Annotated in this window: 22 protein-coding genes; 14 read left to right on the top strand and 8 right to left on the bottom strand. The window is 47.2% G+C overall.

Translation table 11 applies throughout. The features are described from left to right. Window positions 1-232 precede the first annotated feature (232 nt). From WH46_RS20860 to nirD, 3 genes are all read left to right on the top strand, one after another. Complete coding sequence (locus WH46_RS20860; RefSeq protein ID WP_046228203.1) at window positions 233-1,915, top strand: alpha-keto acid decarboxylase family protein; 1,683 nt, start codon at window positions 233-235, stop codon at window positions 1,913-1,915. Window positions 1,916-2,409: 494 nt separating this feature from the next. Continuing rightward, window positions 2,410-4,833, top strand: a complete 2,424-nt coding sequence (gene nirB / locus WH46_RS20855; RefSeq protein ID WP_046228202.1) for a nitrite reductase large subunit NirB — start codon at window positions 2,410-2,412, stop codon at window positions 4,831-4,833. A gap of 92 nt (window positions 4,834-4,925) precedes the next feature. After that, entirely contained in the window at window positions 4,926-5,246 is a 321-nt protein-coding gene (nirD, locus tag WH46_RS20850; RefSeq protein WP_046228201.1) for a nitrite reductase small subunit NirD, read from the top strand. A 264-nt stretch (window positions 5,247-5,510) separates the two neighbouring features. Here nirD and WH46_RS20845 read toward each other — a convergent pair whose 3' ends face one another. Next, window positions 5,511-6,110 (bottom strand): hypothetical protein, encoded by a 600-nt coding sequence (locus tag WH46_RS20845; protein ID WP_046228200.1) that lies wholly within the window; start codon window positions 6,108-6,110, stop codon window positions 5,511-5,513. Window positions 6,111-6,325: 215 nt separating this feature from the next. On the opposite strand from WH46_RS20845, the gene WH46_RS20840 reads away from it, so the two are divergent. The 3 genes from WH46_RS20840 to WH46_RS20830 all read left to right on the top strand — a co-directional run bounded on the left by WH46_RS20840 (window position 6,326) and on the right by WH46_RS20830 (window position 8,804). Then, complete coding sequence (locus tag WH46_RS20840) at window positions 6,326-7,135, top strand: methionine ABC transporter ATP-binding protein (RefSeq protein ID WP_052714320.1); 810 nt, start codon at window positions 6,326-6,328, stop codon at window positions 7,133-7,135. Beyond that, window positions 7,128-7,808: a methionine ABC transporter permease gene (locus tag WH46_RS20835; protein WP_017811666.1), complete on the top strand. Its 681-nt coding sequence runs from the start codon at window positions 7,128-7,130 to the stop codon at window positions 7,806-7,808. Before WH46_RS20840 ends, WH46_RS20835 begins: the two co-directional genes overlap by 8 nt. A 135-nt stretch (window positions 7,809-7,943) precedes the next feature. Further along, a complete protein-coding gene (locus WH46_RS20830; RefSeq protein WP_046228199.1) occupies window positions 7,944-8,804 on the top strand; it encodes a MetQ/NlpA family ABC transporter substrate-binding protein in 861 nt (286 codons plus the stop codon). Window positions 8,805-9,056: 252 nt separating this feature from the next. Here the strand turns inward: WH46_RS20830 and WH46_RS20825 are convergent, their stop codons facing one another. Continuing rightward, complete coding sequence (locus tag WH46_RS20825) at window positions 9,057-9,593, bottom strand: hypothetical protein (protein ID WP_017811664.1); 537 nt, start codon at window positions 9,591-9,593, stop codon at window positions 9,057-9,059. A 338-nt stretch (window positions 9,594-9,931) separates the two neighbouring features. Between WH46_RS20825 and WH46_RS20820 the strand changes: the two genes are divergently transcribed. Further along, the gene (locus WH46_RS20820; RefSeq protein ID WP_046228198.1) at window positions 9,932-11,338 is read left to right on the top strand and encodes an NAD-dependent malic enzyme; all 1,407 of its coding nucleotides are present in this window, start codon (window positions 9,932-9,934) and stop codon (window positions 11,336-11,338) included. Between the two features lie 325 nt (window positions 11,339-11,663). Here WH46_RS20820 and WH46_RS20815 read toward each other — a convergent pair whose 3' ends face one another. Both WH46_RS20815 and WH46_RS20810 read right to left on the bottom strand, forming a co-directional pair. Next, window positions 11,664-12,845 carry a stalk domain-containing protein gene (locus tag WH46_RS20815; protein ID WP_046228197.1) on the bottom strand — a complete coding sequence of 394 codons (1,182 nt, stop codon included), beginning with the start codon at window positions 12,843-12,845 and terminating at the stop codon, window positions 11,664-11,666. Between the two features lie 129 nt (window positions 12,846-12,974). Next, window positions 12,975-14,144, bottom strand: a complete 1,170-nt coding sequence (locus WH46_RS20810; protein WP_046228196.1) for a copper amine oxidase N-terminal domain-containing protein — start codon at window positions 14,142-14,144, stop codon at window positions 12,975-12,977. A gap of 236 nt (window positions 14,145-14,380) precedes the next feature. Between WH46_RS20810 and WH46_RS20800 the strand changes: the two genes are divergently transcribed. The 5 genes from WH46_RS20800 to WH46_RS20780 all read left to right on the top strand — a co-directional run bounded on the left by WH46_RS20800 (window position 14,381) and on the right by WH46_RS20780 (window position 20,750). Beyond that, window positions 14,381-15,568, top strand: a complete 1,188-nt coding sequence (locus WH46_RS20800) for a helix-turn-helix transcriptional regulator (protein ID WP_231584394.1) — start codon at window positions 14,381-14,383, stop codon at window positions 15,566-15,568. Between the two features lie 172 nt (window positions 15,569-15,740). Further along, complete coding sequence (gene melA, locus WH46_RS20795; RefSeq protein ID WP_046228195.1) at window positions 15,741-17,246, top strand: alpha-glucosidase/alpha-galactosidase; 1,506 nt, start codon at window positions 15,741-15,743, stop codon at window positions 17,244-17,246. A 189-nt stretch (window positions 17,247-17,435) separates the two neighbouring features. Then, on the top strand, window positions 17,436-17,954 hold the full coding sequence (locus WH46_RS20790) for a hypothetical protein (protein ID WP_046228194.1): 519 nt from the start codon (window positions 17,436-17,438) through the stop codon (window positions 17,952-17,954). A gap of 712 nt (window positions 17,955-18,666) precedes the next feature. Then, window positions 18,667-19,665 carry a Gfo/Idh/MocA family protein gene (locus tag WH46_RS20785; protein WP_017811656.1) on the top strand — a complete coding sequence of 333 codons (999 nt, stop codon included), beginning with the start codon at window positions 18,667-18,669 and terminating at the stop codon, window positions 19,663-19,665. Between the two features lie 344 nt (window positions 19,666-20,009). Next, window positions 20,010-20,750, top strand: a complete 741-nt coding sequence (locus tag WH46_RS20780) for a hypothetical protein (protein WP_156172326.1) — start codon at window positions 20,010-20,012, stop codon at window positions 20,748-20,750. Window positions 20,751-20,858: 108 nt separating this feature from the next. On the opposite strand, the gene WH46_RS20775 is transcribed toward WH46_RS20780, so the two are convergent. Then, entirely contained in the window at window positions 20,859-21,938 is a 1,080-nt protein-coding gene (locus tag WH46_RS20775) for a hypothetical protein (RefSeq protein ID WP_046228192.1), read from the bottom strand. After that, entirely contained in the window at window positions 21,935-22,528 is a 594-nt protein-coding gene (locus WH46_RS20770; protein WP_046228191.1) for a sigma-70 family RNA polymerase sigma factor, read from the bottom strand. The genes WH46_RS20775 and WH46_RS20770 overlap by 4 nt, the downstream gene beginning before the upstream one ends. Window positions 22,529-22,885: 357 nt before the next feature. Here WH46_RS20770 and WH46_RS20765 point away from each other — a divergent pair, with 357 nt between their 5' ends. After that, window positions 22,886-23,119 carry a hypothetical protein gene (locus tag WH46_RS20765; protein ID WP_046228190.1) on the top strand — a complete coding sequence of 78 codons (234 nt, stop codon included), beginning with the start codon at window positions 22,886-22,888 and terminating at the stop codon, window positions 23,117-23,119. A 228-nt stretch (window positions 23,120-23,347) separates the two neighbouring features. Here the strand turns inward: WH46_RS20765 and WH46_RS20760 are convergent, their stop codons facing one another. Next, window positions 23,348-24,280: a dipeptidase gene (locus WH46_RS20760; protein WP_046228189.1), complete on the bottom strand. Its 933-nt coding sequence runs from the start codon at window positions 24,278-24,280 to the stop codon at window positions 23,348-23,350. Between the two features lie 228 nt (window positions 24,281-24,508). Between WH46_RS20760 and WH46_RS20755 the strand changes: the two genes are divergently transcribed. Beyond that, window positions 24,509-25,171 carry a C40 family peptidase gene (locus WH46_RS20755; protein ID WP_046228188.1) on the top strand — a complete coding sequence of 221 codons (663 nt, stop codon included), beginning with the start codon at window positions 24,509-24,511 and terminating at the stop codon, window positions 25,169-25,171. Between the two features lie 60 nt (window positions 25,172-25,231). Here WH46_RS20755 and WH46_RS20750 read toward each other — a convergent pair whose 3' ends face one another. Beyond that, entirely contained in the window at window positions 25,232-26,236 is a 1,005-nt protein-coding gene (locus WH46_RS20750) for a cation diffusion facilitator family transporter (protein WP_046228187.1), read from the bottom strand. Window positions 26,237-26,500 lie beyond the last annotated feature (264 nt).

Below are 26,500 nucleotides of genomic sequence, written 5' to 3'. Positions count from 1 at the left end.
TCCTGTCTACATAGCTTGACTCATCCATCATCCGGCCGTGTCCATCTACCATTATCCAGAGCCTCACCCATAATTCAGACTCCCAACTTTACTCCACTATCAATCTGCGATTTCACTCCAATCTGCCTTTCTTCAATAATTATTCCGCAAACGGGTAATACTATAAAGAATGCATCCGTCGCTACGATCTGTATGACGGACGAGGAATCTGAGAAGACGAGAGGAGATCATAATGAGTACACTGACACAAACGGGCACAACACTGGGTAATTATCTGCTGGACAGCTTGCAGCAGGAGGGGATTACGGAGATATTTGGCGTACCCGGAGATTATAATTTCACGCTGCTCGACACATTGGAGAAATACGAAGGTATCGGCTTTGTTCCGGCACGCAATGAACTGAATGCCGGTTATGCGGCAGACGGTTATGCACGGATCAAAGGAATCTCGGCGATGATTACTACTTTTGGAGTAGGTGAAATGAGTGCCTGTAATGCAATCGCAGGTGCCTACAGTGAGAATGTACCGATCATTCATATCGTTGGTACACCAAAAACACAGGCACAACAGGGCAAAAAGCTGATGCACCACACACTGCTTGATGGAGACTATGACGTGTTCCGGCGGGTATATGAGTCGATCACTGCCTATACCACGGTTCTTACCCCGGAGAATGCGATGTTCGAGATTCCACAGGCGATCCACATTGCCAAAACAACCGGCAAACCAGTCTACCTGATGGTCGCGATCGATCTGGTTACTCAGCAGGTGCTGCAGCATACTGCCGAGCAGCAACCGCTTCAGACCAGCGAATCTTCTCTGCAGGCAGCGATTAATCATGCCCGCCAGCTGCTGGAAGCTTCGGAAAATGCAGTACTGCTATCTGACAGCACCGTACTACGTCAGCGGTGGCAGGAGCCTGCCCGTAAGCTTGCCGAAGCACTCAATATTCCAGCTGCCTCCACGATGATGGGCAAAAGCGGATTCGACGAGAGTCATGCCCGTTATATCGGCATGTATAGCGGTGCCTTTGGTAATCAGGAAGTGACAGAGACGATAGAGAATGCCGATACCGTGATTGCGCTCGGACTGATCTGGTCAGATACGAATACCGCCAATTTTACAGCTCAACTCGATATGAATAAAGTCATTAATATTCAGCCGCAGTCAGTGATGATCGGGGAAGCGGCTTACCAGAATATCCGCGGTGAAGATATGATTAGTGCGCTGATTGAACTAGGCTGGATGAGCATGTCAGCTGTGCCGGAAACGTCATTCCCTTATACCGAGCAGCAGGGTCAGCTGGAGGAACCGCTGAATACAAGCTATTATTATCCACGTTTTCAGCAGTTGATTCAGGAGGATGATATTGTCATCACCGAGACAGGTACGCTATTCTATGGCATGTCCCAGGTGCGCCTGCCGCATAATGCGATGTATATCGGACAGGGCGGCTGGCAAAGTATCGGATACGCTACGCCATCTACATTTGGCGCAAGCATTGCAGCTCCGAATCGCCGGGTGCTGTTATTTACAGGAGAAGGATCAATGCAGCTAACTGTGCAGGAGCTAAGCTCCATGCTGGAATACGGCTGCAAGCCGATTATTTTCGTCCTCAACAATGGAGGATATACGATCGAGAAATACCTGAATGTCAAAGAAGAAGTAGCCAAGCAGACGTATAATGAAATTCCCGGCTGGAATTACACCCAACTGATCAGCACCTTTGGCAGAGATGCCTATACTGCCCGTGTCACAACAAATGGAGAGCTGGATGAAGCAATCCGTCAAGCCGAACAGGAACAGCAGCATCGTCTCTGCCTGATCGAGCTGATTGCAGGCGATCCCATGGATGCGCCGGATTATATGAAGAAAATCCGTGAGTTTATGCAGGAACAAGAAAAACAGCAGTAAACGGCAGATCTTTCAACCGCTGAGAAGCTGGCGGCGGCATAGTATAAAGTTATATCCAGCGAATTATATTATTAAGAAAGGGCGCTTCTCCAATCGGAGGGGTGCTTTTCTTTTGGCTACGGCGATTTGGGCGTAGGGGTGTCACAGTAATTTTGGATTATGTGTGATTGTAATCACTCGTTTATGAAAATGCGTAAGCTATATTGAAAAAGAATCAATATCCAATTATTGGATTTTCCAGAAAATAGTTTTGAGTACAGGTTGAGCTCACGATATATCAACAAATAAATACTAAAAAATTGCATTAAATTTGAATCATTGTGATCTATGTCACATCTGGAACCAGGCATCCTAGGTATACTGAGAACATAAGAAAACATCTAATTTTAAATAATAAAGATTGTGAAATTGGTAACATGATATGGTATAAATATCCATATTCGTCGGATATGCTGATAGATAAAGAGATAATAGAGAACACAGGAGGAATCCATATGAACACAACACGCGAACGCTTGGTATTGATTGGTAACGGGATGGCAGGGGTAGCAACACTGGAGCAGATTATCAAATTGGGCGGTGCCTACGACATTACGGTCATCGGTAGTGAGCCGCATCCCAACTATAACCGGATCATGCTCTCTTATGTACTGGAAGGCAGCCAGACGATTGATGATATCGTACTGAACAGCCATGAATGGTATGAAGAGAATCAGATTACACTGCATACCGGTGTAACAGTGACCGCTATCGATTCGGATACACAAATGGTCGTAACCGATAACGGCATGCAGATCCCTTATGACAAAGTCATTATCGCTACCGGTTCCAAGTCGCTGATCCTGCCTATTCCCGGTCATGAAAAGCAGGGTGTTGTCGGATTCCGTGATATTGCGGACTGTCATCAGATGCTGGAAGCAGCCAAAAACTATCGTACCGCAGCAGTTATCGGTGGTGGCCTGCTCGGTCTGGAAGCAGCGAAAGGTCTGGTCAGTCTGGGCATGGATGTAACGGTCGTCCATCTGATGGATGATCTGATGGAACGCCAGCTCGATTCCGTAGCCGCAGCTATGCTCAAAAAAGAACTCGAAAGCCAGGGAATCAAGTTCCGTATGGGTGCTCAGACAGCTGAACTGCAGGGCGGCGAACGTGTAGAACGTCTGCTGTTCAAGGATGGCTCGACGCTGCAAGCTGATTTTGTGGTCATGGCAGCAGGGATTCGTCCGAATATCGAAGTGGCAAAAAACAGCGGTATCGAAGCGGCGCGTGGTATCCTCGTGGATGACTATCTGCGTACATCGATGGACAATGTCTATGCCGTCGGCGAATGCGTACAGCACCGTGATACCTGTTATGGTCTCGTAGCACCGCTGTTTGAACAAGGGATGGTACTTGCCAAGCATATCTGTGGCAGCGAATGCCAGCCTTATGAAGGTTCGACCGTATCGACCAAGCTGAAAATCTCGGGCGTCGATGTATTCTCGGCAGGCGTCTTTATCGAAAATGAACATCAATCCGTGATCACTGCACGTGATGACTGGAAGAAAACCTATAAAAAGATTATTTTACAAGACAATATCATTGTCGGCGCTGTATTGTTCGGCGATATCAATGACTCGGCTCAACTGCAAAAGCTGATCCGTGAAAGTGCACCAATGACCGACGAACTGTACGCCGAACTGATGGGTACTGGCGGATGCAGCCACAGCAAGAAAAAAGCTTCGGTTGAAACCATGGCGAATGATGAAATCGTCTGCGGATGTAATGGTGTCACCAAGCTGGATATCGTCAGTGCCATTCAGGACAAAGGATTGACCAGCGTCGAAGAAATAAAAGCCTGCACCGGAGCAACCCGTTCGTGTGGTGGTTGTAAACCGGTAGTTGAGCAGATTCTGCAGTATGTACTCGGTGATGGTGCAGCAGTTGCTTCGAGTCAGGGCATGTGCGGATGTACTACCCACAGTCGTGATGAAGTTGTTGCAGCTATCCGTGAAAAAGGGCTAAGAACCGTCAAAGAAGTTATGAACGTGATGGAGTGGCATAATCCAGAAGGATGTTCGAAGTGCCGTCCTGCGATCAACTACTACCTCGGCATGATCTATCCGGTAGAATACCAGGATGAGAAATCGTCCCGCTTTGTAAATGAGCGTATGAACGCTAATATCCAAAAGGATGGAACTTATACCGTGGTACCACGGATGTACGGTGGTGTAACTACACCGGAAGATCTCAAAAAAATCGCTGATGTATCGGTTAAATATAATGTCAAAGCTGTCAAAATGACCGGCGGACAGCGGATTGACCTGATCGGTGTCGAGAAGGAAGATCTGCCAAAAGTATGGGAAGAGCTTGATATGCCATCGGGTTATGCTTACGCCAAATCGCTGCGTACCGTCAAAACCTGTGTCGGCTCGCAGTTCTGCCGCTTTGGTACCCAGGATTCGATGGGCATGGGCGCATCGCTGGAACAACGGTTCGAACGTCTAGACTTCCCTGCCAAATTCAAAATGGCAGTTAATGGCTGCCCGCGTAACTGTGCAGAATCGTGCACCAAAGATATCGGTATCGTCGGTAATGATGGCGGCTGGGAGATCTTCATCGGTGGTAACGGCGGGATCAAGGCTCGTCTGGCTGATTCGTTCTGCAAAGTCAAAACCGATCAGGAGCTGATCGATCTGTGCGGCGCCATTATCCAATACTACCGGGAGACAGGTAAATACCTGGAACGTACTTCGGAATGGGTGGAGCGCATGGGACTGGATACTATCAAAGCAGCTATCCTGGAAGATGAGAACAACCGTCAACAGCTGGTAGAACGTGTCAATCTGGCACTCGCTCAGGTAGAAGATCCTTGGCAAAAAGTACTGAACGACGAAGAAACCCGTACTGCGCTGTTTGGCAAAAAGGTAGAAGTCTAAGTCGGATATCTGGTTCCAACTAACATTCAAGCTTGCACCATACTATAAATGCAGAGGTATCATTACAGAGATATAAAAGGAGAGATACAGCGATGAACAGTGTACAGACATTTTACCCTGTCGGACAGGTAGAAGAATTCATGAGCCGGATCGGCCGGGTACTGGAATTGAAAGGAATCGAACTCGCCGTATTCCGTACGTCGGACAATCAGATATATGCGCTGGAAAACCGCAATCCACATCCCAAAGGCGGTCCGATCGCCGAAGGAATCGTATCGGGACATGTATTGTATGATCCGCTGTATGACTGGCAGATTAATTTGGAAAATGGCCTGGTACAGGCACCGGATGAAGGTCAGGTACGTACCTTTGATGTGAAGCTTGAAGGTGGACAGGTCTGGATCGCTGTCTGATTGGCGGCATCCGCTCCGGAAAGAGATTCTGCCACGACCTCCGGTTAAGAACGGAGATCTTGAATAACCGCGCAGCGGTCGATCTCCATTCTTAAAGGTCGGTCTTTGGCAGAATTCTCTTTCCTCCGCTTGGAGCGGTAAGTTCTATATAGCTGCTGTACAGATAAATTATACTTTAAATAATTAATCACAAAATAAAAGGCACTATGCTGACGGTTACCTTGCGGTAATTGTCAGCATGGTGCCTTTTTGGTTTACTGGTTTTTATTTATTTACGATAAGAACATCGATTAATTTGCCATTATTAGCACCAAAATACATGGTAACTTTGCCATAGGTATACATCATTACTTGATCATACCCTTCCAATATATCGTTGCCCATACTACTCGGCTTACCGAGCGATTTGCGAATATCTGCAAATGTACGGCCCTGGAATCCGGGTGGAACTATCATGATCCCGGACAAGGTGCGATTTGGTCCTTCAAAGAAAAAGACAGCATTGGGCATATTGCTCAGTTTGAAATACTCTCCACCCAAATAATAATCCGACCGCACAGGCGTACCGTAGACTTTTTGTACCTGCTGCATGGTCATGCCGAAGCGGAGTTTGTAACCGGGAATATAACCTTTCTTCAACATGCTGCCTGTTTTGCTGTTCAGTGGCATGACCGGAGACGTGGATGCCAGAGGAGTAAGCATAGGTACGGAAGCAGTAGGTGCTTGTGGGCTGATCTGGAGCTGTGAAGTCAGGGAACCTGCGAGTTCCTTTTTATAGGGTGCCGCTTCCATTTCAGCTGGGCCGGTCAAGTTCACAGCCACCAGGGCAGTCAGCAGGCTGGCAACTGCATATTTTTTGATCATTGTATAAAATTCCCCTTTATTGTTAAAATAGTGAACACTCTTTTTTTCATTATATCGTTTTCTGCTTCTTCTTTCATACTTAATAATAAAATTAGTGACACAGCATATACATTTGCTTATAATGTAGCAGAAGTGCCGGGTATAACAGACATATAATATTAGTAATACAAAGTATTCCTCAACAGGCCGGCTATGAGGCAGGGGAGGTCAAGACAATGATCGCGCTGCAAAGCGTAAGCAAATATTTTGGTGGAACAGATCGCAGACAGGCAGCTGTAGAAGAAGTAACTCTGCATATTGAAGCCGGGGATATACACGGTATTGTGGGCAGCAGTGGTGCAGGTAAATCCACGTTGCTACGCATGATCAATATGCTGGAACGTCCCGATCAGGGCACCGTTAATGTAAATGGTGATCGGCTGACCGATCTGCCGGAGCGCCGCCTTCGTCCGGCACGCCAGCAGATCGGCATGATCTTTCAGCAGTTCAATCTGCTGCATAATCGAACGGTTGGCGGGAATGTGGCGGCTTCGCTGGAACTGGCCGGTGTACCCGGAGCACGCCGCCAGCAACGGGTACGGGAATGTCTGGAACAGGTAGGACTGCTGGACAAGATTAACGAATACCCGGCGCAGCTCAGCGGCGGACAGAAGCAGCGGGTAGCGATTGCGAGAGCGATTGCCAATCATCCGCGTGTACTGCTGTGTGATGAACCAACATCTGCGCTCGATCCTCGTTCGACGTCAGGCATTCTGGAGCTGTTGCAGCAGATCAATGAGCAGCTGGGTGTGACGATGGTTATCGTGACGCATGAGATGGATGTGGTGAAACGACTGTGCAATACCGTATCCGTTATGGAGCATGGGCGGATTACCGAGAGCTATTCACGGGCACAGGATTCATTTGCTCCGGCACCGGATTATACGCTGTCCTATCGAGAACAGCTGCTGGGACGAACAGATACAGATGCTCCAGCTTCGAGCGAAGCAGCAGTTTCACCAAGCGGGGTGAACGAGAATGGATAATACACGTACATTTGGCGAAATGATGGATCGTTATCAATCGGAGATCTGGCAAGCGATCGGAGATACGTTTACCATGGTCGGCATTTCGATTGCAGCTGCTGTACTGATCGGGCTACCGCTTGGTACTCTGCTGTACCTGACCAAAAAAGGACAGTTGTACGAGAATCTGTATCTGGCTGGCATACTTAATAGTCTCGTCAATATTATCCGCTCGTTTCCGTTCCTGCTGCTGGTGGTGTTCCTGATTCCGTTCACCCGCATGGTTGTAGGTACATCCATCGGGACAGAGGCAGCTTCAGTGCCACTATCGATTATCGCTATTGCTTATTATGCACGGCTCGTCGAGCAGGCGCTGCTGGATGTGCCGCGTGGGGTTGTCGAATCGGCACGTTCGATGGGAGCTTCCGGTCTGCAGATCGTGTTCCGTTTTTTGTACGTGGAGGCACGTTCCGGGTTGGTACTCGGATTAACGACGTCAGCCATCAGTTTTATTTCCTACTCGACCGTCGTGGGTATTGTCGGTGGAGGAGGAATCGGGGATTTTGCGATCCGGTACGGGTACCAGCGATTTGAGACAGATGTGATGGTCTATATGATTATCCTGATGATCATTCTCGTGCAGGCAGTACAATTTACAGGGAGTCTGATCTCCAGATTGATCGACAAAAGGTAATCTTCTATTCAATAACAGGCTGCCAGCTATCCAGGCAGACCGACTGTTCGGTAATGGATATATGGGAGCATCACAGGAATGACCAGTAATGGAACACGATCATTATTACAAATTAAACACGGGGGTACTTGATTCATGATGAAGAAAAAGACAGTACTTATTCTACTGTTCGCAATGACACTGCTGCTTGCAGCATGCGGACAAAAAGCTGACAATACAGCAGCTACTACAGGCGCTGATACCAAAGCAGGCACGGAAGCAGGAACAACAGGTGAACAGACACTCAAAGTAGCTACTCTGATTCCGCCAATGACCGATATTCTGGATATCGTGAAGCCACTGCTCCAAAAAGACGGCATCAATCTGGAAGTTGTCGTATTGTCTGACAATGTACAGCCTAATGATGCACTGGCAAACAAAGAAGTAGATGCTAACTTTTTCCAGCATGTTCCTTACATGAAGCAATATAACGAAAGCAAAGGCTCTAATCTGGTCGCGATCCAGCCGATCTACGATGCGATCTATGGCGCATATTCCAAAAAGTACAAGAGCATTGACCAGCTGCCGGAAGGCGCAGTGATCGCTATTGCCAATGATCCATCCAATATCGGACGTTCCCTGCAGATGCTTGCACAGGCAGGTATAATTACGCTCAAAGACGGCGTAGGCATGAATGCGACACAAGCGGATATTACATCCAATCCCAAAAAGTTTGAATTCAAGGAAGTCGATCTGCTGATGCTGGCTCGTATGTACGACGAAGCCGATCTGGTTGCCATGACTCCAGCGTATGCCAAGCCGCTGAACCTGACTCCGGTCAAGGATGCACTGGTAACGGAAAAAGCAGATTCTACATTTGCGATTACACTGGTTGCCCGTGAAGATAACAAAGACTCCGCAGCGATCCAGAAGCTCAAAGAGCATATGGCTGGTCCGGAAGTGAAGAAATTCTTGGAAGACAATTACTCGGATATCGCTGTACCTGCATTCAAGTAACATCAGCAGATACAGATACAGATGCAGCAAATGTTGATTCTGCATACAAACCAGTATCTGTGATAATATCCTCTTTCTAAAATGAAAAAAAGGCTGTTCCGTGACCAGTGATGAACTGGTCGGCAGGAACAGCCTTTTTTTATACATCTCCCTGGATAATACAGCAGTACCTTGTTATCTGAATCTAATGTTCAATCTGCGAATAGTGCTAATTATAAATTGGCTGAATAACTACATACTTCAAATCGTATATCACGCTGTGCTTTTTTGCTTGCGCGGCCATAGGGTGTAGCTAAAGCTGATCACAAAGTCGATAGCCAGCACAATCGCCCATACCCGGATTACCGAGTTTAGTACAACAGTCCGAGAAGCATCGTCTACATACCAGATCATGAATAGCAGCAGTGCATTACCGACAATCCATGAGATTAGATGCATCATCCAGCCCGTACGTTCATGACGGGCATGCTCGCGTCCGTACAATTTTTGCGGTTTCTGTCCATCGGCGAATCGGTAAGCAAACCGTTCATCTGCCCAACGGATCATCCGGTGTCCATAAGCGAGTGACACTCCGATATACACAGCAGCAATACCGTGCGCCATCGTAGCAGTAGCTCCATTGCGCAGATCCATAAAGGCTGCAATCAACAGGACCAGATCAATCAGCGGTGTACAGATCAGCAGAAATGTACTCAGTCGCTTGGCTCCGAGAACATATCGTGCGGCCAGACCGCCAATAACGAATACCCAGAATAACACTTCACACGCTACAATCAGATAAGCAATCATTCCCTATCTTCCTTTCGTTAACAATGAATGAGGTTCTCTTGTCTGCAATAATTGTAACGCAGCCATGCCATGGAACCCCATACACCGACAGGATGATTTTGGAAATAGCAAGGGTAAACCTGTTGATGGAGAGAATACGGTACCTTTCCACGATAAGGAGGAGAGAGGACAATTGGCTCTATATAGAGCATTAAATGACCACTGGATGAAAATCCCATCTGCCCGGTTTCTTTGTTGGCAAACTGTGCTATAATAAGTCCGAACTTTATTGTAAGCGTTCTCTTTTATTTGCATGCTTCCTTAACATAATCTCTGAATATTGAACAGGAGGATTCCCGATGGCTCTCGGAACAAGTATGATCATACGTTTACAGATGGATAAGAAACAGGTGACTTTTGGCGAAGTAGCCGGTGCAATCGGGGAAGCGGGCGGCGACGTGGTCGCGATTGACGTTATTCATGCCAGCCCCGAGAGTACGACCCGTGACTTGACGGTCAATCTGCCGGAAAGTGTGCGTGAGATGATCCTGCAATCCGTCGGCGCACTGTCCGGGGTCAAAGTAGTCAACGTCTCGGACCGTACCTTCTTGGCGCATCTGGGTGGTAAAATCGAGATCCAGCCCAAGACTCCGGTCAAAAACCGTGAAGATCTGTCCCATGTCTACACACCGGGGGTAGCCAAAGTGTGTATGGCTATTCACGAAGATAAGCAAAAAGCCTTTTCCCTGACGGTTAAACGCAATATGGTCGCTGTTGTCTCGGATGGTACCGCCGTACTCGGTCTGGGCGATATCGGTCCTGAAGCCGCTATGCCGGTGATGGAAGGTAAAGCGATGCTGTTCAAGCAGTTTGCCGATGTGGATGCATTTCCGATCTGTCTGAACACTACCGATACGGAAGAAATTATCAATGCGGTGAAATGGATGGCACCTACATTTGGCGGGATCAATCTGGAAGATATCAGCTCGCCGCGCTGCTTTGAGATTGAGCGCAGATTGACAGAAGAGCTGGATATTCCTGTATTCCACGATGATCAGCATGGTACGGCAGTAGTTGTACTGGCAGGTCTGCTTAATGCCCTGCGCATCGTCGGCAAATCGCTGGAGACTGCCAAGATTGTCGTACTCGGTGTAGGCGCTGCAGGTGCAGCCTGTGTGAAAATGCTGCTGTCTGCAGGTGCCCGCAATCTGATCGCCGTCGATCGCTGCGGTGCGCTGGTCGCAGACGAAGAGTATCCGCATGAGATGTGGAACTGGATCGCTGCCAATAGCAATCCCGATAGACTGCGCGGTGATCTGACCGAAGTCATTCAGGGAGCAGATGTATTCGTTGGTGTCTCGCGTCCGGGTCTGCTGAGTATTAATCATATTCAGACGATGGCGGAAGACCGCATCGTATTCGCAATGGCAAATCCCGATCCCGAGATCGATCCGGAAGTCGCTGAGCCTTATGTACGTGTACTGGCTACCGGACGCAGCGATTATCCGAACCAGATCAATAACGTGCTGTGTTTCCCAGGCATTTTCCGTGGTGCTCTGGACTGCCGGGCCAGCGTAATTAATGAAGCGATGAAAGTTGCTGCTGCGAAGGCGATCGCTTCGGTAGTCAAGGAAGACGAGCTGAATGAGCTGTATATTATTCCGGGGGTATTTAACGATCAGGTCGTGAAGCTGGTACGTGATGGTGTAATCCGCGCAGCCATTGAGACGGGTGTAGCCCGCCGTGTACCGCAAGAATATCGTTAAACAGATGGTGAAAAGAACTATATAGGATGATGAACAGAATTATGCATGATGTATATAGGATTATATATAATGCATACAGAGCTATGTATGATTCGTATTCGTAAAAGAAGAAGCCGGAGAACAGGGGAGATGCCTGTTTTTCGGCTTCTTCTTTGTATCAGAGGGTACTTTCAGGTTACAAGTATTTGTTTACTAATTTCCAAAAAAAGATGTAGGTCAACGTCTCTTTATCTACACGCTCTACAAAGTATGCTTTCGTTCATACAATAATGAATCCTGGTAAATCGTTTCAAGAATATAAATCATGCAGCTGACAATTCCATCTTTACAGAGCAGCTAATTTGCTGAGGCTATAGGTTGCGGTTGTTTTGGCTAGTCCTTCAGCGCTAATCGTGAAATAGAGCGTATCACCTTTTTGTTTGATAAAAGTCAGACCATCACCCGCTCCCATGGCTCCAGAGTCGAGTTTGACGAGTTCTTGTTGTTTGGGTGTAAGCAGCTGATCGAACAGGATTACGCTTTTGCCAGTTTTGCGACTGATCAGTTGCAGCTGGCGATCTCCTGTATTACGGATCAGTATCATAGCATCGTCGATAGCTTCGATGCTATACAGCTGGTTTTTTCCTTTACCAGCAAGATCAAGCAGATTGATCGTCTCCAGCACATTGCCGGTGCCATCTTCGATAATACGCAGTTTTTGGCCGTCATTCAGGACTATCTTATTGTTGTAACTGTCCACACGATCAGTACTTCCCCAGTTAAAGTCTACGCTGGTTCTGCGAATGACCTGTCCTTTTTTGAGCAGAACCTGAAACAGCTGGCTGTTGATATGAGGTTCGCCGTAGGAATCATTGACCGTAATCAACAACAGCCCTTTGGGTGTAGAACGAATATTGATATCGCTCAGATCCAGACTGGCGTTCAGAGAGGTTAATTTGATCGGCTTGTTGTTGCCAACAGTGCTAAATATATCACCGTTTGCTTTGGTAACCGTGTAGGTTACACCTTTATACACTTTGCTAATAAAAGAATAATTATGGATATTGGATATTTTGATCATATGAGTGGCAGAATCATATTTATTATATTTACCATCCAGTGCCTGTACGGCAAATTTTAAAGGAACATACACTTCCATCTTTTCGGATTGCGGGTTATTTTTCAGAAAAGCAGCGCCTTCCATGGTAACTTTTTTGCCATCCAGCATGGCGATTTTACTACCATCACGCACTGCAATTTTTTTGATCCAAGCGTTGAACCCGGCACGTTTACCTTTAAAGTCCAAAGTGTAGTTAAGATTTGCCAACCAGGCTACAGAAGTAAACTCGATATAGTTTACACCGTTACGTACAATTGTCTTATCCTTAAAGGAAGCGTTATAGCCCTCGCCTTGGTAGCTCCATTCGTAATTCGTTTCTGTGGTAGCAGCCTGTACCGTTTGGGGAGAAGCAGTGGGAAGCAGAAGAGCAGATGACAGCAATAAAGTAGTCAGTATTTTTTTATTCATCCTAATCATTCCTTTCCTGAGTATAAATCCAGCATTGATATTCGCCATGAACGTATTCATTCGTTCTATCGTTTGATAGGAGCCTGAAGAAATGGAATTTTACACCGAACATTCAGCCAGCTCATCAGATCAATCCAGGTTATCCAGATTGTATGTGGCATTTACGGTTCCTTTATCAAAATCAGCGTAAGTAAAGTATAGGGTACTGCCCACACGCTTGGTGAAGTCGATCCGGTCGCCACCGCTCATTGGTCCTATATCTTCTTCAACGCTCTGCTGTTGTTCGTGAGTTAGGAACTGCTGATACAACAGCACACTATTTCCATTCTTCCGGTTGATTAGCTGAAGTTGGTGATCTCGCGCATTGCGAATCAACAGCATATCCTGATCGATCGCTTCCACACTGTATTTCTGATCTTTGCCTTTACCAGCCAGTTCTACGAGGTTCAGGGTTTGCAATACTTTGCCAGTACCATCTTCGATAATACGAAGATTCGTGCCATCGTTCATGACGAGCTTGTTATCATAGCTATTCACTGTATTGCTGCGTCCCCAACCGTAATCAACACTTGTCTGCCGGACCAGCTTGCCATCTCTGAACAGCAGTTGGAACTGCTGGCTGTTAATATGAGGCTCTCCATACGAATCATTGACCGTGATCAGCAGCAGACCGCCCGGCGTAGAGCGAAATTCCATACCTGTGGAATCTAACCCCGTCTGAATAGAAGCCAGTTTGACCGGATCTTGTTTGCCCCGACTGGCGTACAGGTCGCCGTTCAGCTTGGTCAGGGTATAGGTAGTTCCTTTGTATACATCCGTAATGACCTCATAGGTATGCATATCGTTGATCTGATAAGTATTATGCTGAGCATTGGGACTAACCAGCTTGCCGTCCAGTGCCTGCGCGGCGAACCGCAAAGGAACATAGATGGAAGAAGTATCCGTTTTCTTGTCTTTGCGAATGAGAGCCGGTGCTTGCATAGTTACAATTTTGCCATCCAACATGGCGGCTTTGCTACCATCACGAACCGCGAATTTCTTATTCCAGCCGTTATAAGAAGCGCGCTTGCCGGAAGCATCTATTTTGAGTTCCAGTCCCAGCGAACTGGGGTAATAGCCGATATTCACATAGTTGACCCCGTTACGAACGAGAAGAGTCTCCGAAATTTCACTGGTATAACCACCCCCGGCATAATGAAGAATGAGCTGTGGGGAGCTGGCTGCCTGTACAGAAGCTGGAGATATCGGCAGTAATAGTGCAGAGGAAAGAGCCAGAGTGATCCATATTTTTTTGTTCATGATGACAAATCCTTTCATTATACAAGGTAAATATTATATGTTTTACAATTATATGGACGAAAGAATGCTTATAAAGTTGCAACATGGTCAATTGGGATGGCACATTAGAAATATCTATTTCGTAGAGCAATGCGTAGCGGAGAGAAAGCAGCAAAGATATATGGTATACATATATAGATCAATAACAGCAGGAGAGTGAGACAATCCAATAGCAGATAGAGAAGGGAGGCCATACGATGAATAAGCCGAAAAATGATGGTTCTGATATCGATCACGCAAAGCGGAACAAGCACGACAATCCTGCTCAGAGCATAAAGCAGCACAATCCACGCCTTGCTGCACGGAAGCGTAATGGAAATTCTGCTGTACCCGAAATGCCGGAAATCAGTGGAGGTCATACAGCCTCGAAGTCTCTATTCTGGAAGGATGATAAGGTAGCGAATAACGCTGCTGATCCGGTTCAGCTGTCTGGGCGGATTGGTACGTTATACCGCGGTGACATCGTCAGTAGTAGCTATCGTCCTCATTTTCAGGCGTATTATTACAAGCAGTGGACCAATTACGAGATGGCCTATCATCAGCATCCTTCGACCGAAATCATGTATATGATCTCGGGAAGCTGCCGGATTGAGCTTCAGATTGAACATCCGCCTGTGTATCAACAGAAATCCAAGCCAGCAGAGAAGAGCTGGATACAATCGGAATCGGTGCACCTTCACAAAGGGCAATTCATCGTGATTGATGCCAGTGTCCCGCATCGGCTGATTGTCCCGCCGGATTCCACCTGCCGGATGCTAAATATTGAATTTGGTCTTGTGTCTTCCGACAGTGATTCTTCGCTGCTGAATGACATGATCCATGAAGAAAAGGAGCTGTCTGCGCTGCTCCTGGAACCAAAAGACTATTATGTACTATCTGATCCCGAAGAAGTCTATTACACACTCAAATCACTTGTACTGGAGCTGGATCAGCAGCGGCCATCTCCGATGCTGGGTGATCTGCTGTTTGCCCAGCTACTCGTACGTATCGCCCGTCTATATGCAGAGACGCAGCTGAGCAGTCTGCCGCAGAGCGAATCGTATGTCCGGCGCAGCATTCAGTTTATGCACCAGAATTACGATCGTTCGATCCGGATGGATCAGATCGCTGCTGCAGTGAATGTGCATCCCGGTTATCTGCATCGTATTTTCAAAAAGCATATGCAAATTACCCCGACTGCCTATCTGAACGATCTTCGCATGGACAAGGCGATGATGCTGCTCAGCCAGACCGATATTCCGATCCCGGAAATTGCCGACTACGTAGGCATTGCGAGCCGTCAGTATTTTCACCTATTGTTCAAAAAGCATACCGGCTCTACACCTGCCGATTATCGCAATCAATCCGATCGATTTGTGAGGGATTACGCTAGTTCCGATGACTGATAACCGAACACTCCAACGATGTATCTACAGCTGACCAGGAATAAAGGTTAGGATTTTTGACACCTTTATTCCAAAACGGTCATGATATTGATAACGCTTACTTCCTGATCAAAAGTAGAATATAAACAAGCCAAGTCAGCATGTATTCGAAGATGAAAATGGAGGGTATATCATGTCATTCAAAGTTGCTTTTGTCGGTGCAGGCAGTATCGGTTTTACCCGCGGATTGCTGCGCGATCTGCTCACTGTGTCAGAGTTCAGCGATATTGAGATCGCCTTTACGGATATCAGCCAGCATAATCTGGAGATGGTGACCGAGCTGTGCCAGCGGGATATTCGTGAAAATGGACTATCTATTACAATTCAGTCCACCACGGATCGGCGTGAAGCACTCCAAGATGCCAAATACGTCATCTGTACCATTCGAGTCGGCGGGCTGGAAGCTTTTGCAACCGATGTGGATATTCCGCTCAAATACGGAGTAGATCAGTGTGTAGGGGACACGCTCTCTGCCGGCGGCATTATGTACGGTCAGCGCGGTATCGCCGAGATGCTGAATATCTGCCGGGATATTCGCGAAGTGGCTGCAGAAGATGTACTACTGCTTAACTATTCCAATCCGATGGCGATGCTGACCTGGGCATGCAATGTGTACGGCGGAGTGAACACTGTGGGATTATGTCATGGTGTACAGCATGGTCACCATCAGATTGCCGAAGTGTACGGTCTGGACAAAAAGGACGTGGATATCATCTGCGCGGGTATCAATCACCAGACCTGGTATATCCAGGCGACGCATAAAGGCGAGGATCTGACAGCCGGTCTGCTGGAAGCTTTTGAAAAACATCCGGAATACAGCCGTACCGAGAAAGTACGGATCGATATGCTGCGACGATTCGGCTATTACAGTACCGAATCCAATGGGCATCTAAGTGAATATGTGCCATGGTACCGCAAGCGTCCAGAGGAGATTGGCGACTGGATCGATCTGAATAACTGGATCAATGGCGAGACCGGAGGCTACCTGCGGGTATGTACCGAGGGACGGAACTGGTTTGAGACCGATTTTCCCAATTGGATGAAAGAAGAGCCCAAACGATTTGTTCCAGAAGAGCGCAGTGAAGAGCATGGTTCGTATATTATCGAAGGACTGGAGACCGGACGCGTATACCGTGGACATTTTAATGTGATCAATAATGGTATTATCGCCAATCTGCCGGACGATGCAGTTATCGAAGCGCCGGGTTATGTCGATCGTAATGGCATCTCCATACCACATGTCGGCAAGCTGCCGCTTGGTCCTGCAGCTGTGTGTAATGTCAGTATCTCCGTGCAGCGGCTGGCGGTTGAAGCGGCTGTACAGGGAGATGATCAACTGCTGCGTCAGGCTTTTCTCATGGACCCGCTTGTCGGCGCTGTATGTAACCCGCCGGAGATCTGGCAGATGGTCGACGAGATGCTCGTCGCCGGTGAAGCCTGGCTGCCCCAATATGGTGAAGCTATTGCAGCCGCCAAACAGCGTCAGTCCGCAGGCAATCTAATCCCGACTAGAGAGTACGAAGGTGCTGCTCGTCTCAAAGTAAAAACAGTCGAAGAGATGCAGCAGGATCGCGATGCCGCTACCCGTAATGCCGGTGAAGCCGACAAAGGTAAAGACCGCGAGAAAGTGCAGCAATAACACGAACACCATATTCGGTAGACCGCGAGCAAGAGGCGGTCTGCCGATTTTGTTATATAATGAAGCCTTGCAAGCGTCAAGTATTCCCATGTGCTTTGACATCGCCAATTGATGCCCGTATAATCAGAATTTGACTAAATGGCAATATCTTGTATTTCATTTTAGACGCTGCATAAAGGAGACAGACATGTGAAGAAATTAGTGATTATTGCTTCGACTGCAGCAGCTGCTGTGCTGCTTATTTTACTGCTCTACCCACAGTTCTCATCTCGTAGTCATACCGTCGTATCTATAGACAAGAACGACCCGGTGCACTTGCCACAAACAGTATCTGCAAGCCCGGCAGCTACCGAAATACCATCATTGCATCATGATGTACCAACTCCTTACCAACCAGTGTTAATAGAGGAAAGCAGTCACTTCGGGACAGGAAGCTATACCGGTACATTTACCTGTACTACCCAAAATGGCAACGCGATCGATGTCACAGTGACTAACAAGGGAACATCTCCTGTGCTATTCAAAGTCTCACAAAATGACAATGACTTTGGCTATATCAAGCTGGCCAGCAAAGCGAAATTAACCCGTACCTTTCATTCCACACCTGCTGGAGACATCGGTGGTAATTGGAGAGTCTATGTAACCAATGATACCGGTGCCTATATGAACTTGCAGATCACTGCCGGCCAGTTCAAGGAACGCAGTTAACATTCCGTTCTTTCCGTGGAAAAGTCCAAGAAATGCTCATGTGCTGCATGTTCAAACTTCTATTCCCGTCCAGCCATTACATATACAGCAAGCAAGAGCCATATAAGCAATAACAACAGCAATAAGAGTAAAAGCAAGAGTAATAGCAAAAATAATAACAATCACAACGAAATTAATAAAAAGCCCATTATAAAACAACCATTAACAAATAAGCGCCGACTAAAGTATGCAATTGCACAAACGGAAGAAAGGAAATAAGAGCCAGGACGACCTTTAAGCCTGGAGATCCCCTGTGACTGTTTCCCATTCAGGATCTCCAGGCTTAACCGGAGGACAGGCTCTTATTCCTTTCTGGAGTGGATGAATTCCCAAGCAGATAAATGCTGAAGCGACCGAAGCGACCTACTCTGCTTAACCTACATAAAGCCCCCATTCCCAAGTGCTAACACCCTCCTCCTAGTACTCTAGCCGAATCGTCCATATATACGATGGTATTCACGCATCTCCCTCTCCACATGGGAAAAAGTGACAACCGGATAACAAATATTTAATACAAATTATCAGAATATTGATATACGTATCCATCCAAAAACTTTACGCTTAATGTAGATAGGTATTGGTGAAATACAATCTAGCAGGTAACCAGCCTGCAACGTATACAATCAGATGCTGAAATATAGCGGCATCCGGTTCCAAGGAGGAGAGTATTCATATGTCCCAATCAACCGAAAACAAGATCAAATGGGGTATTATCGGCACAGGCGGTATCTCCAATAAATTCGTGGCTGACCTGCCGCACAGCAGCAATGGCGTCGCTTATGCCGTTAGCTCTCGCAGCCAGGAAAGCGCCGATGCATTTGCCGGCAAATACAATATCCCCAACGCGTACGACAGCTATGATAAAATGCTGCAGGACCCGGAAGTGGATGTTATCTATGTAGGAACGCCACATCCATTACATAAGCAGAACGTGCTGGATGCCTTGAATGCAGGCAAGCATGTACTGTGCGAGAAACCTTTTACCATCAATGCGGGTGAACTGGAAGAAGTCATCGCTCTGGCAAGAGAGAAAAAGCTGTTCCTGATGGAAGGAATGTGGACTCGTTTCCTGCCGCCGATCCGTCGCGCACGCGAGTGGATCCGTGATGGCAAGATCGGTGAAGTACGTCTGGTCAAAGCGGACTTTGGCTTCCGGATTGGCTGGGACCCGGAGAGTCGTCTGCTCAATCCCGAACTCGGTGGCGGGGCGCTGCTGGATGCCGGAATTTATCCGGTTTCATTTGCCTCGATGGTACTGGGCGCCAAGCCTACCGAAGTATTCAGTACGGCACATATTGGTGAGACCGGAGTAGATGAGCAGTTCTCGATCCTGCTTGGTTACGAAGGCGGCCGTGCCGCGACACTAAACGGTGCTGTTCGTCTCGGCTTCCCAAATGAAGCGTACGTGCATGGTACAGAAGGTTATATCTATCTGCCGCAATTCCTGTTCGGCGCGTCAGCGTCGCTGTTTGTAGGTGGAGAAGAAGTGGAGACATTCAACGACGACCGCGATGCCGAAGGTTATGCTTTTGAAGCCGAAGAAGTCGGCAAGCTGATTCGCGAAGGCAAGCTGGAAAGCGATGTAATCCCACTGGAAGAATCCCTGGATATTATGCGCCTATTGGACAAAGTCCGCAGCCAGTGGGGACTGAAGTATCCGGGCGAGCAATAAGCCGGGTAGCCAGCTGACCGAATCATGCTTATAAGGTTAACGGCAAATGTGATAAATGTAATCGTACACTGACCTATAAAGTTGAACACCAAAAACAATCCCTTATTGTCCAACATAAAGGGATTGTTTTTGGCATATCATTGCTTGGCATTCTATTATAGAGAAAAAGGCGTGAATTACATATGCAAGCAAATAAAGTTCAGGAATACCATTCTTATCAATGGGCTAAAGTAAAATCTTTTCTTCATAAAACAGGCACTTTGTACAGGCAAAATATGCTGAAGGATTCATCCCGGAGAAATTATGCAATCTATACCTGTTCAGAGCACCAAATAAATAGCTTATTGATAAGTTGGCATAATTCCATTCATCCCTATGCCGACTATATTACGCTTATCCTTGATCCGGAAGATCGGAATGACCAGGCAGCAGGTCTGCTGCTGGATGAAGCTATAAAGCGATCTGCCAAATCCTATCTGCAAGTGTCGATCCAGCAAGATAGCGATCCAGAGCCTGAATTTTATAAGAGCCGCCAATTCACGGAGGTCAGACGTACTTACACTTCGACTCTTGATATACAGGAGGCAATACAGACTATACCGCCAATAGAATATACCAAGCATTACAAGGCGCTTTCTATCCTGAATCTCCGGGATTGGCAACAACATGACCCGGATTATTCTCGTCTGGCACAGAGGGTATATGATGACTACAGAAGGGTACATACGGTTAATCTACCAGCTCCTCTGGATATCCGAAAGTGGACAGAGCTGCTGCAGGCAGACGATATCATACAAGAAGGAAGTTATATTGCTTATAGTCCGCACAGGGATGAGATAAGGGGTTATGCTTTGATGCATGAATCAGAAGAAGAGAACTGTGTAGAACTGGGATGGTCCGATCAGGGGGATGTTAATGGATTGAGGTTCTCTCTTGTTCAGCAGCAGCTGCATCATGCCTGGCAGCAGGGCTATGTATGCGCCGAGATGGAGGTAGACAATACAGATCCCAAGAGAATGGATCTGCTGACTATGCTTCCTTTTCACTCCTCTCCAGCGCTTATCACCTATCAGTACCGAAAGTAAGAAAGACAACAAAGCATCTGGCGACAGATACATATTCACACTTTTGCATGACAAAAACCAAGTCCACAGTATCCGCAAACTGTGAACTTGGTTTTTCTTTTACATGGATTATTTCAGACCTTCCGCCATTTTGATCAGTTCTTCCTTCGATAGGGACGGGTCATCTGTCGTCAGGTTGAATGTCGTATGCACCTTGCCTTGATCATCCGGCTGGGATGCCCAGTTCAAATATTGGGCAAGTCCCGGTTCCGGGTTGGCAGAGAATTCCAGAGATTGATTCGGCGTTGTACTGTAGAACATTTTGCCTTTGCTGGAATGTACTATGGACAGACTGGAATCTTTGGAGTTCTCAAAAGATATATTATTACTGTCAGAATGAATCATGGAAAAGTAAGAGAGCTGAATGGTTTTACCTGATGGTGAACTATAAATCAACATAGGTGATTGCAAAGAACGATCTGTATCATCTTCCGGAGGTACTGGTGTCCAGGCATAATCTCGCAGTGGATGAGCTGCCTTGTTTTCCAGCAGATTCGTGATCAGATGTACCTGCTTTTTCTTGTCATTCACATAGGCCCCGCTTATATAGTATTTATCCAGACCATAAGCGAACTTGTATCCCTCCGGTACATAGCTCGGGGTAGCAACAGGTCCTGTGATAGGTTGTATGGCTGGGTACCAGCTGTCAATTTCCGAGAATTTATGCGGCTGATTAACGATAACCGTCGACCCCATATAAGCCATAGCGTTAAATTTGCTGCTGTATACATAAGCCGATTGCCCGGGAGCCAGCTGGGAGCGCACTTCACTAACAATCTTTCGAATATCGTTAGTCTGTTCTGGCGTAATGGGTTCCAAGTCATCGATCTTGTAGGAAATAATAGAATTGCCGGTTGTGATGGAATAAGCCATGTTCGCTGCATAGGTGCCACCGCCCAGCACAGTGATGCCAAGGACTAGCAGTACAGCCATCTGCCACTGGTAATACCGCCCGCGTGGTTTGCGAACTTTGGCTGCAGAGGTATATTTGCGGGAGCGGGTCTGCTTTTGCCGCTTGGCGGCGTACTGATCAAACAGCTGCTCAATCCCTGCATCCATTTCTGGTGGAGCAGTTATCGTATGCACATTGCCGGACAGAACCGTCTGCAAATGCTGCTCCAGCCGTGTATTCTGCTGTTCCTTATTCATAGGGATTCCCCTCTTTCCGTATAGTATCGGGTCAACTGTTTCAGTTTGTCAGGATCTTTGCGCAATCTGGCTATAGCTTGATGGTGTCTGGATTTGGCTGTACCGAGCGGGATATCCAGCACATCCGCAACTTCCTGGAAAGAATACTCTTGATAGTAACGCATGATTACAACACTTCTTAGTTTGGATGGCAGCTCTTGAACCAGGCTGAGCAGCTCATGTTCGCTCTCCTGCCGGATCACGGTTGTCTCTGCACCGCTTTGTGTTATAGGTTCATCCTCATGGTAGGCAGTTGTTCGTAAATGGAGCCGGAAGCGGCGCCACAATTTGCGATTCCAGTTGGAGGTCTGGGCGACGATCAGACCATTCAACCATTTCTGAAAAGGTTTGTCTGTATTATAGTTCTGCAGCGACCGGAAAAGGGCCATGTATACTTCACTTACTACGTCAGCAGCATCTTCGCGCCGATTTACCAGCAGCAGCACGGTTCGGTAAATGTAATCTTTGTATGTCGCATAAAATGTACGAAATGCGTCACGGTCTCCCTGTTCCATCTGATGCAGGCAATCCTGCAATTCCAGTTCATTCATCGTCGTGCTCACCTCCTGATATGTATACTCTATATTGGTCCGCTATGCGAAAAAGGTTCGGTTTTGGAGAAAAATAATATTTTAGCCTGTCATAAAACAGATAGATTTACTCCAGCCGGGGCTATTTATATATTTTTTTGCTGAATATGTATATTGTTTGATAGAAACCTGTGATTTTGGTTGAAATACATAATAGAAACATCCTCGTTTTACATTACGCTGATCTCCTTTTACACAATACAGGATTTTATCCACTTATTTGGCAGGTTGCCTGACTACTTTCTGCTTTCGGTGAGACACTCCGGGAACGCAGTGGACCGCCTTGATCCCTAATCCTTTTGACTTGAGGTGTATTCAATGAACACAATGAATGCAAGCGTTAACAAATGGGTAGGTTCGCTGCTTATCTTTGCTGCTCTGGCAGTCTATATTATTTTCCAGACACGGATGGCAGTGATGACAGGTGTTGTACTGCTGGCTGCGGGGATTATCATTAGCCTGCTCACCATTCCACGCGAACAGCGAATTCAGCGGGCTGCTTTTTATGTCGTGGCGATTCCGGTATTTTATTTTATCCGTGCGTTTATGTGACTGCCTGTAAATGACGATAGATTATCAAGAATGAACGAGCTGCCCAGACGGTAGGTGTACCAACATCACAAGTACATTAAAGTAAAGCTTACTGCGAGCCTATACCAAAGAAAGCCTGAACGTCAGAAGTGCTGACCGATCAGGCTTTCTTTGGCATCTTCTGTCTATATCATCGTATCTGTTTTCCCTGTCTATCGGACAGTACGCACCTGCCCAAAGGCATTCCTGCTAGACAGACATGGGCAAATGTCTGATAAAGTTCTCGTGGGCGAACCCTCGCACCTGTTCTTCCGTATAATGTTTGAGCAGCTCATCAATCAAGCGCTGCGTCTGACCTGCATGCTCCAGTCCCTGAATATGTGTGTAGATCCCGTCAAAATCCGAACCCAGACCGATATGCTGTACCCCGCCCAGTGCACAGAAATGATCGATATGTGTAATCAGCTGCGAAATAGTGACAATCTCGGTATCCTGTACAAAGTAGGGACAGTACACAACATGCACCATTGCCTGCCGACCAAACATAGCCAGCGCCTGTTCATCGGTCAGATTGCGTGGATGATCGAGCAGGGCGCGTGCATTGGAGTGACTGGCGATAGGGTGATCGGCGATTTCGATAACATCCCAGAAAGCACGCTCGCACAGATGACTCACATCGGTTAGCATATTATATTTGTTGTACATGGTGACCAGTTCCCTGCCAAAAGTCGTCAGTCCCGCTCCACGTGGTTCCAGTGCGCCATCTGCTGCCAGATTGGCATAATTCCAGGTAAGTCCTACGGAACGCACGCCGAGCCGGTAGAGCAGGTGCATTTTGTGCAGATCATTACCGATCGGATCTACACCTTCGAGTGTTAGTAATGCACCGATCTGACCAGGCTGTAATCTGGCAATCTGGCTCCAGTCGGTGATATGTAGGATTTCTGGATGCTTTTCCAGTACTTCGGCATAGAAATAATGGATCTGATCCAGACAGGACTGGAACTTTAGCGGATCCGGCAGCTCAGGATCTACGAATACAGCATATCCCTGCAGACGTACCTGTCCCTCCAGCAGACGATTACGATTGGTCTCCAATTCTGGCGCATCTGTATAGTGAAGCTTGCCGCCGGATTCCCATATCTTATATAATGCATCACAATGAAGATCGATAACATGCATACTGCCCAGCCTCCCTAACTATTATTTGGAATATATTGTTTCTAATTACAACATATAAAGACGAGATGGTAAAGGGAGCCGCACAGCCGGGTATAAGAAGAGAGAGCCAGCAAAGATTCCACTAAAGTGAATTTAAAAAAAAGAAAAGCAGGGATGACTGCGATAGTTGAAGCCGTACGGTTGGTTTGCCTATCCAGTTATCCTGTATCCATACATTCGAGGTGCAGCATGAGAAAATGGTATCAACCTATACAATCCCTGGGACGACGATTATTTGATAAAGATCATGATAACCGGATCAAGTGGGCAGAGATCTACCTGGCTGTAGGCGGAGTATTGCATCGTACATTGGTAGAGGTGCCGCGCCGCCGCGCTGCTGTTCGGCGTCAGCAGCACGATCTTCCGGTCTCCCGTATCCGAGAGACACCGCTACTGCCAGGCGATATTATTTACACCCCCAGCTCTGAATCGACTTATTACGCCGGACATATGGGCATACTTGGACTGGATGGACGTGTATATCATGTGCATCCGTTTGGCCCGGTATTCTCGGACACGGTAGAATGGTATATCAAGCGCTTTTATGTAGGTGACCGGTTCGTCGTATTCCGCTCCAGGCAGCCAGAGGCAGGAGAGCAGGCGGCTCGCTGGGCGCAGGAGCATTATCGGCAGGTGACAGCTTACCGGCTCCATACCGGTCTGGATAATGTTCAGCGCAATTATTGCTCCAAGTTCATTTATCAGGCGTACCTGTTCACCAGCGGGATCGATATCTGGGCCAAAGGAAGAACAAAGACGCGGCAGGGTTACATTTATCCCTTCCGTATCGTGAAGTCGAAGGAGCTGGATATGATCGCCAGCTACTACCGCGAAGCACCTGCCAACCCGTAAAAATAAGCTGCAGCGTCTCTAATAGACACTGCAGCTTATTTGATTACGAGTATAGTCTGTTTATTGAGTTTCAGTCTCGGTCTTGCCTGCTTTCCAGCTCTGTATACTATCATCTTCAATAATACTGAGTGCTGCATCCGCGATATCCGGATTCACCAGCAGTGACTGCTGTACCCGCAGCTTGATATCATCCGCATCGGCCAGTGTCAGACCTTTGATCAGTTCGATAACGCCATCCACATGATAATAGCGCCCTTCCTGGATAATGCGCAGCGACTGGATATCCGCTACATGGCTGTCTGCGAAGATGGTAGCCGTTACTTTATCTGCTACATCCTGTGGAGCCGCAACTCCGATCAGACCGATCATATTGTCATAACCCACCCGGAAAGCGACTGCGATCATCAGGCAGCCGATCAGCAGGGTTACGACACCATCCAGTAGTGCAAAGTTGGTCAGTGAGATCACAACCACCGAGATCAGTGCCAGCAGAGCACCCAGCACAGCGACAATATCTTCATAGAATACAAGACGTGTCGGCGGTGCAGCACGACCTACATTACGGAATGCACTGCTGACAATGCCGAATCCATGTGCTTCGGGAGCACGTGATTCATGAATAATCTCTTTCATGGCTTTGATCAGAATCATGCCGTCGACGAGAATATTGATGATCAGCACCACAATATTCAGCCACGCACCACTCGATGAAGCAGCTGGATGTTGGAGCAGATGAATGCCTTCATGAATTGTCTCATAAGCCATAATCGTGACCACGATCACCGCGATCATACAGAAGATATTAATTACCCGGCCAAATCCGGTTGGGAACCGCGGAGTCGGTTTCTTCTCCGAAAGAATACTGCCGACAAATACAAACCCCTGGTTTACCGCATCTGCCAGGGAATGCATCGCCGAAGCGAACATGGCACCGCTGCCGCTGAACAGAAAAGCCCCGCCTTTGAACAGGGCGATAATGGCGTTGCCGATCATGGCGATCGCTGACGATTTGTTGCCTTTTTTGATAAGTGAACCGATAGTTTCTTTCTCTGTTACCTGAGCCACAATAGCCCTCCTTGCCTTTAATGAATTATGTATGAGTATAGGACGAATCTAACCGATTATATCCAAAGCTAAACCTTTCTCCAAATGGCTGTTAGGGTGGAAGAACAGGTGCATGTTATACAAATAACATATGGATTGGGTCATAACTGTCATAAAATTAGTAGCTTTGGAGCGGCTTGGTATGCGGATAACAATTTGTTTTGGCGATATACTGGAAGGTTTTGAAAAAATATCGAGGAGTCGACATTTTTGGTGACTGATTTG

The sequence above is a fragment of the Paenibacillus dauci genome (genome assembly GCF_000971985.1).
Taxonomy (GTDB): Bacteria; Bacillota; Bacilli; order Paenibacillales; family Paenibacillaceae; genus Saccharibacillus; species Saccharibacillus dauci.
This window is presented reverse-complemented; position numbering and strand designations above follow the sequence as displayed.

What these genes read in the sequence shown, in the direction of transcription:
- WH46_RS20845 (WP_046228200.1), bottom strand. Translation starts at nt 6,110, where the DNA reads ATGATCAAAAAATATGCAGTTGCCAGCCTGCTGACTGCCCTGGTGGCT.
- WH46_RS20765 (WP_046228190.1), top strand. Translation starts at nt 22,886, where the DNA reads ATGAACACAATGAATGCAAGCGTTAACAAATGGGTAGGTTCGCTGCTT.
- WH46_RS20830 (WP_046228199.1), top strand. Translation starts at nt 7,944, where the DNA reads ATGATGAAGAAAAAGACAGTACTTATTCTACTGTTCGCAATGACACTG.
- WH46_RS20775 (WP_046228192.1), bottom strand. Translation starts at nt 21,938, where the DNA reads ATGAATAAGGAACAGCAGAATACACGGCTGGAGCAGCATTTGCAGACG.
- nirD (WP_046228201.1), top strand. Translation starts at nt 4,926, where the DNA reads ATGAACAGTGTACAGACATTTTACCCTGTCGGACAGGTAGAAGAATTC.
- nirB (WP_046228202.1), top strand. Translation starts at nt 2,410, where the DNA reads ATGAACACAACACGCGAACGCTTGGTATTGATTGGTAACGGGATGGCA.
- WH46_RS20800 (WP_231584394.1), top strand. Translation starts at nt 14,381, where the DNA reads ATGAATAAGCCGAAAAATGATGGTTCTGATATCGATCACGCAAAGCGG.
- WH46_RS20760 (WP_046228189.1), bottom strand. Translation starts at nt 24,280, where the DNA reads ATGCATGTTATCGATCTTCATTGTGATGCATTATATAAGATATGGGAA.
- WH46_RS20755 (WP_046228188.1), top strand. Translation starts at nt 24,509, where the DNA reads ATGAGAAAATGGTATCAACCTATACAATCCCTGGGACGACGATTATTT.
- WH46_RS20825 (WP_017811664.1), bottom strand. Translation starts at nt 9,593, where the DNA reads ATGATTGCTTATCTGATTGTAGCGTGTGAAGTGTTATTCTGGGTATTC.
- melA (WP_046228195.1), top strand. Translation starts at nt 15,741, where the DNA reads ATGTCATTCAAAGTTGCTTTTGTCGGTGCAGGCAGTATCGGTTTTACC.
- WH46_RS20820 (WP_046228198.1), top strand. Translation starts at nt 9,932, where the DNA reads ATGGCTCTCGGAACAAGTATGATCATACGTTTACAGATGGATAAGAAA.
- WH46_RS20860 (WP_046228203.1), top strand. Translation starts at nt 233, where the DNA reads ATGAGTACACTGACACAAACGGGCACAACACTGGGTAATTATCTGCTG.
- WH46_RS20770 (WP_046228191.1), bottom strand. Translation starts at nt 22,528, where the DNA reads ATGAATGAACTGGAATTGCAGGATTGCCTGCATCAGATGGAACAGGGA.
- WH46_RS20840 (WP_052714320.1), top strand. Translation starts at nt 6,326, where the DNA reads ATGATCGCGCTGCAAAGCGTAAGCAAATATTTTGGTGGAACAGATCGC.
- WH46_RS20835 (WP_017811666.1), top strand. Translation starts at nt 7,128, where the DNA reads ATGGATAATACACGTACATTTGGCGAAATGATGGATCGTTATCAATCG.
- WH46_RS20815 (WP_046228197.1), bottom strand. Translation starts at nt 12,845, where the DNA reads ATGAATAAAAAAATACTGACTACTTTATTGCTGTCATCTGCTCTTCTG.
- WH46_RS20810 (WP_046228196.1), bottom strand. Translation starts at nt 14,144, where the DNA reads ATGAACAAAAAAATATGGATCACTCTGGCTCTTTCCTCTGCACTATTA.
- WH46_RS20785 (WP_017811656.1), top strand. Translation starts at nt 18,667, where the DNA reads ATGTCCCAATCAACCGAAAACAAGATCAAATGGGGTATTATCGGCACA.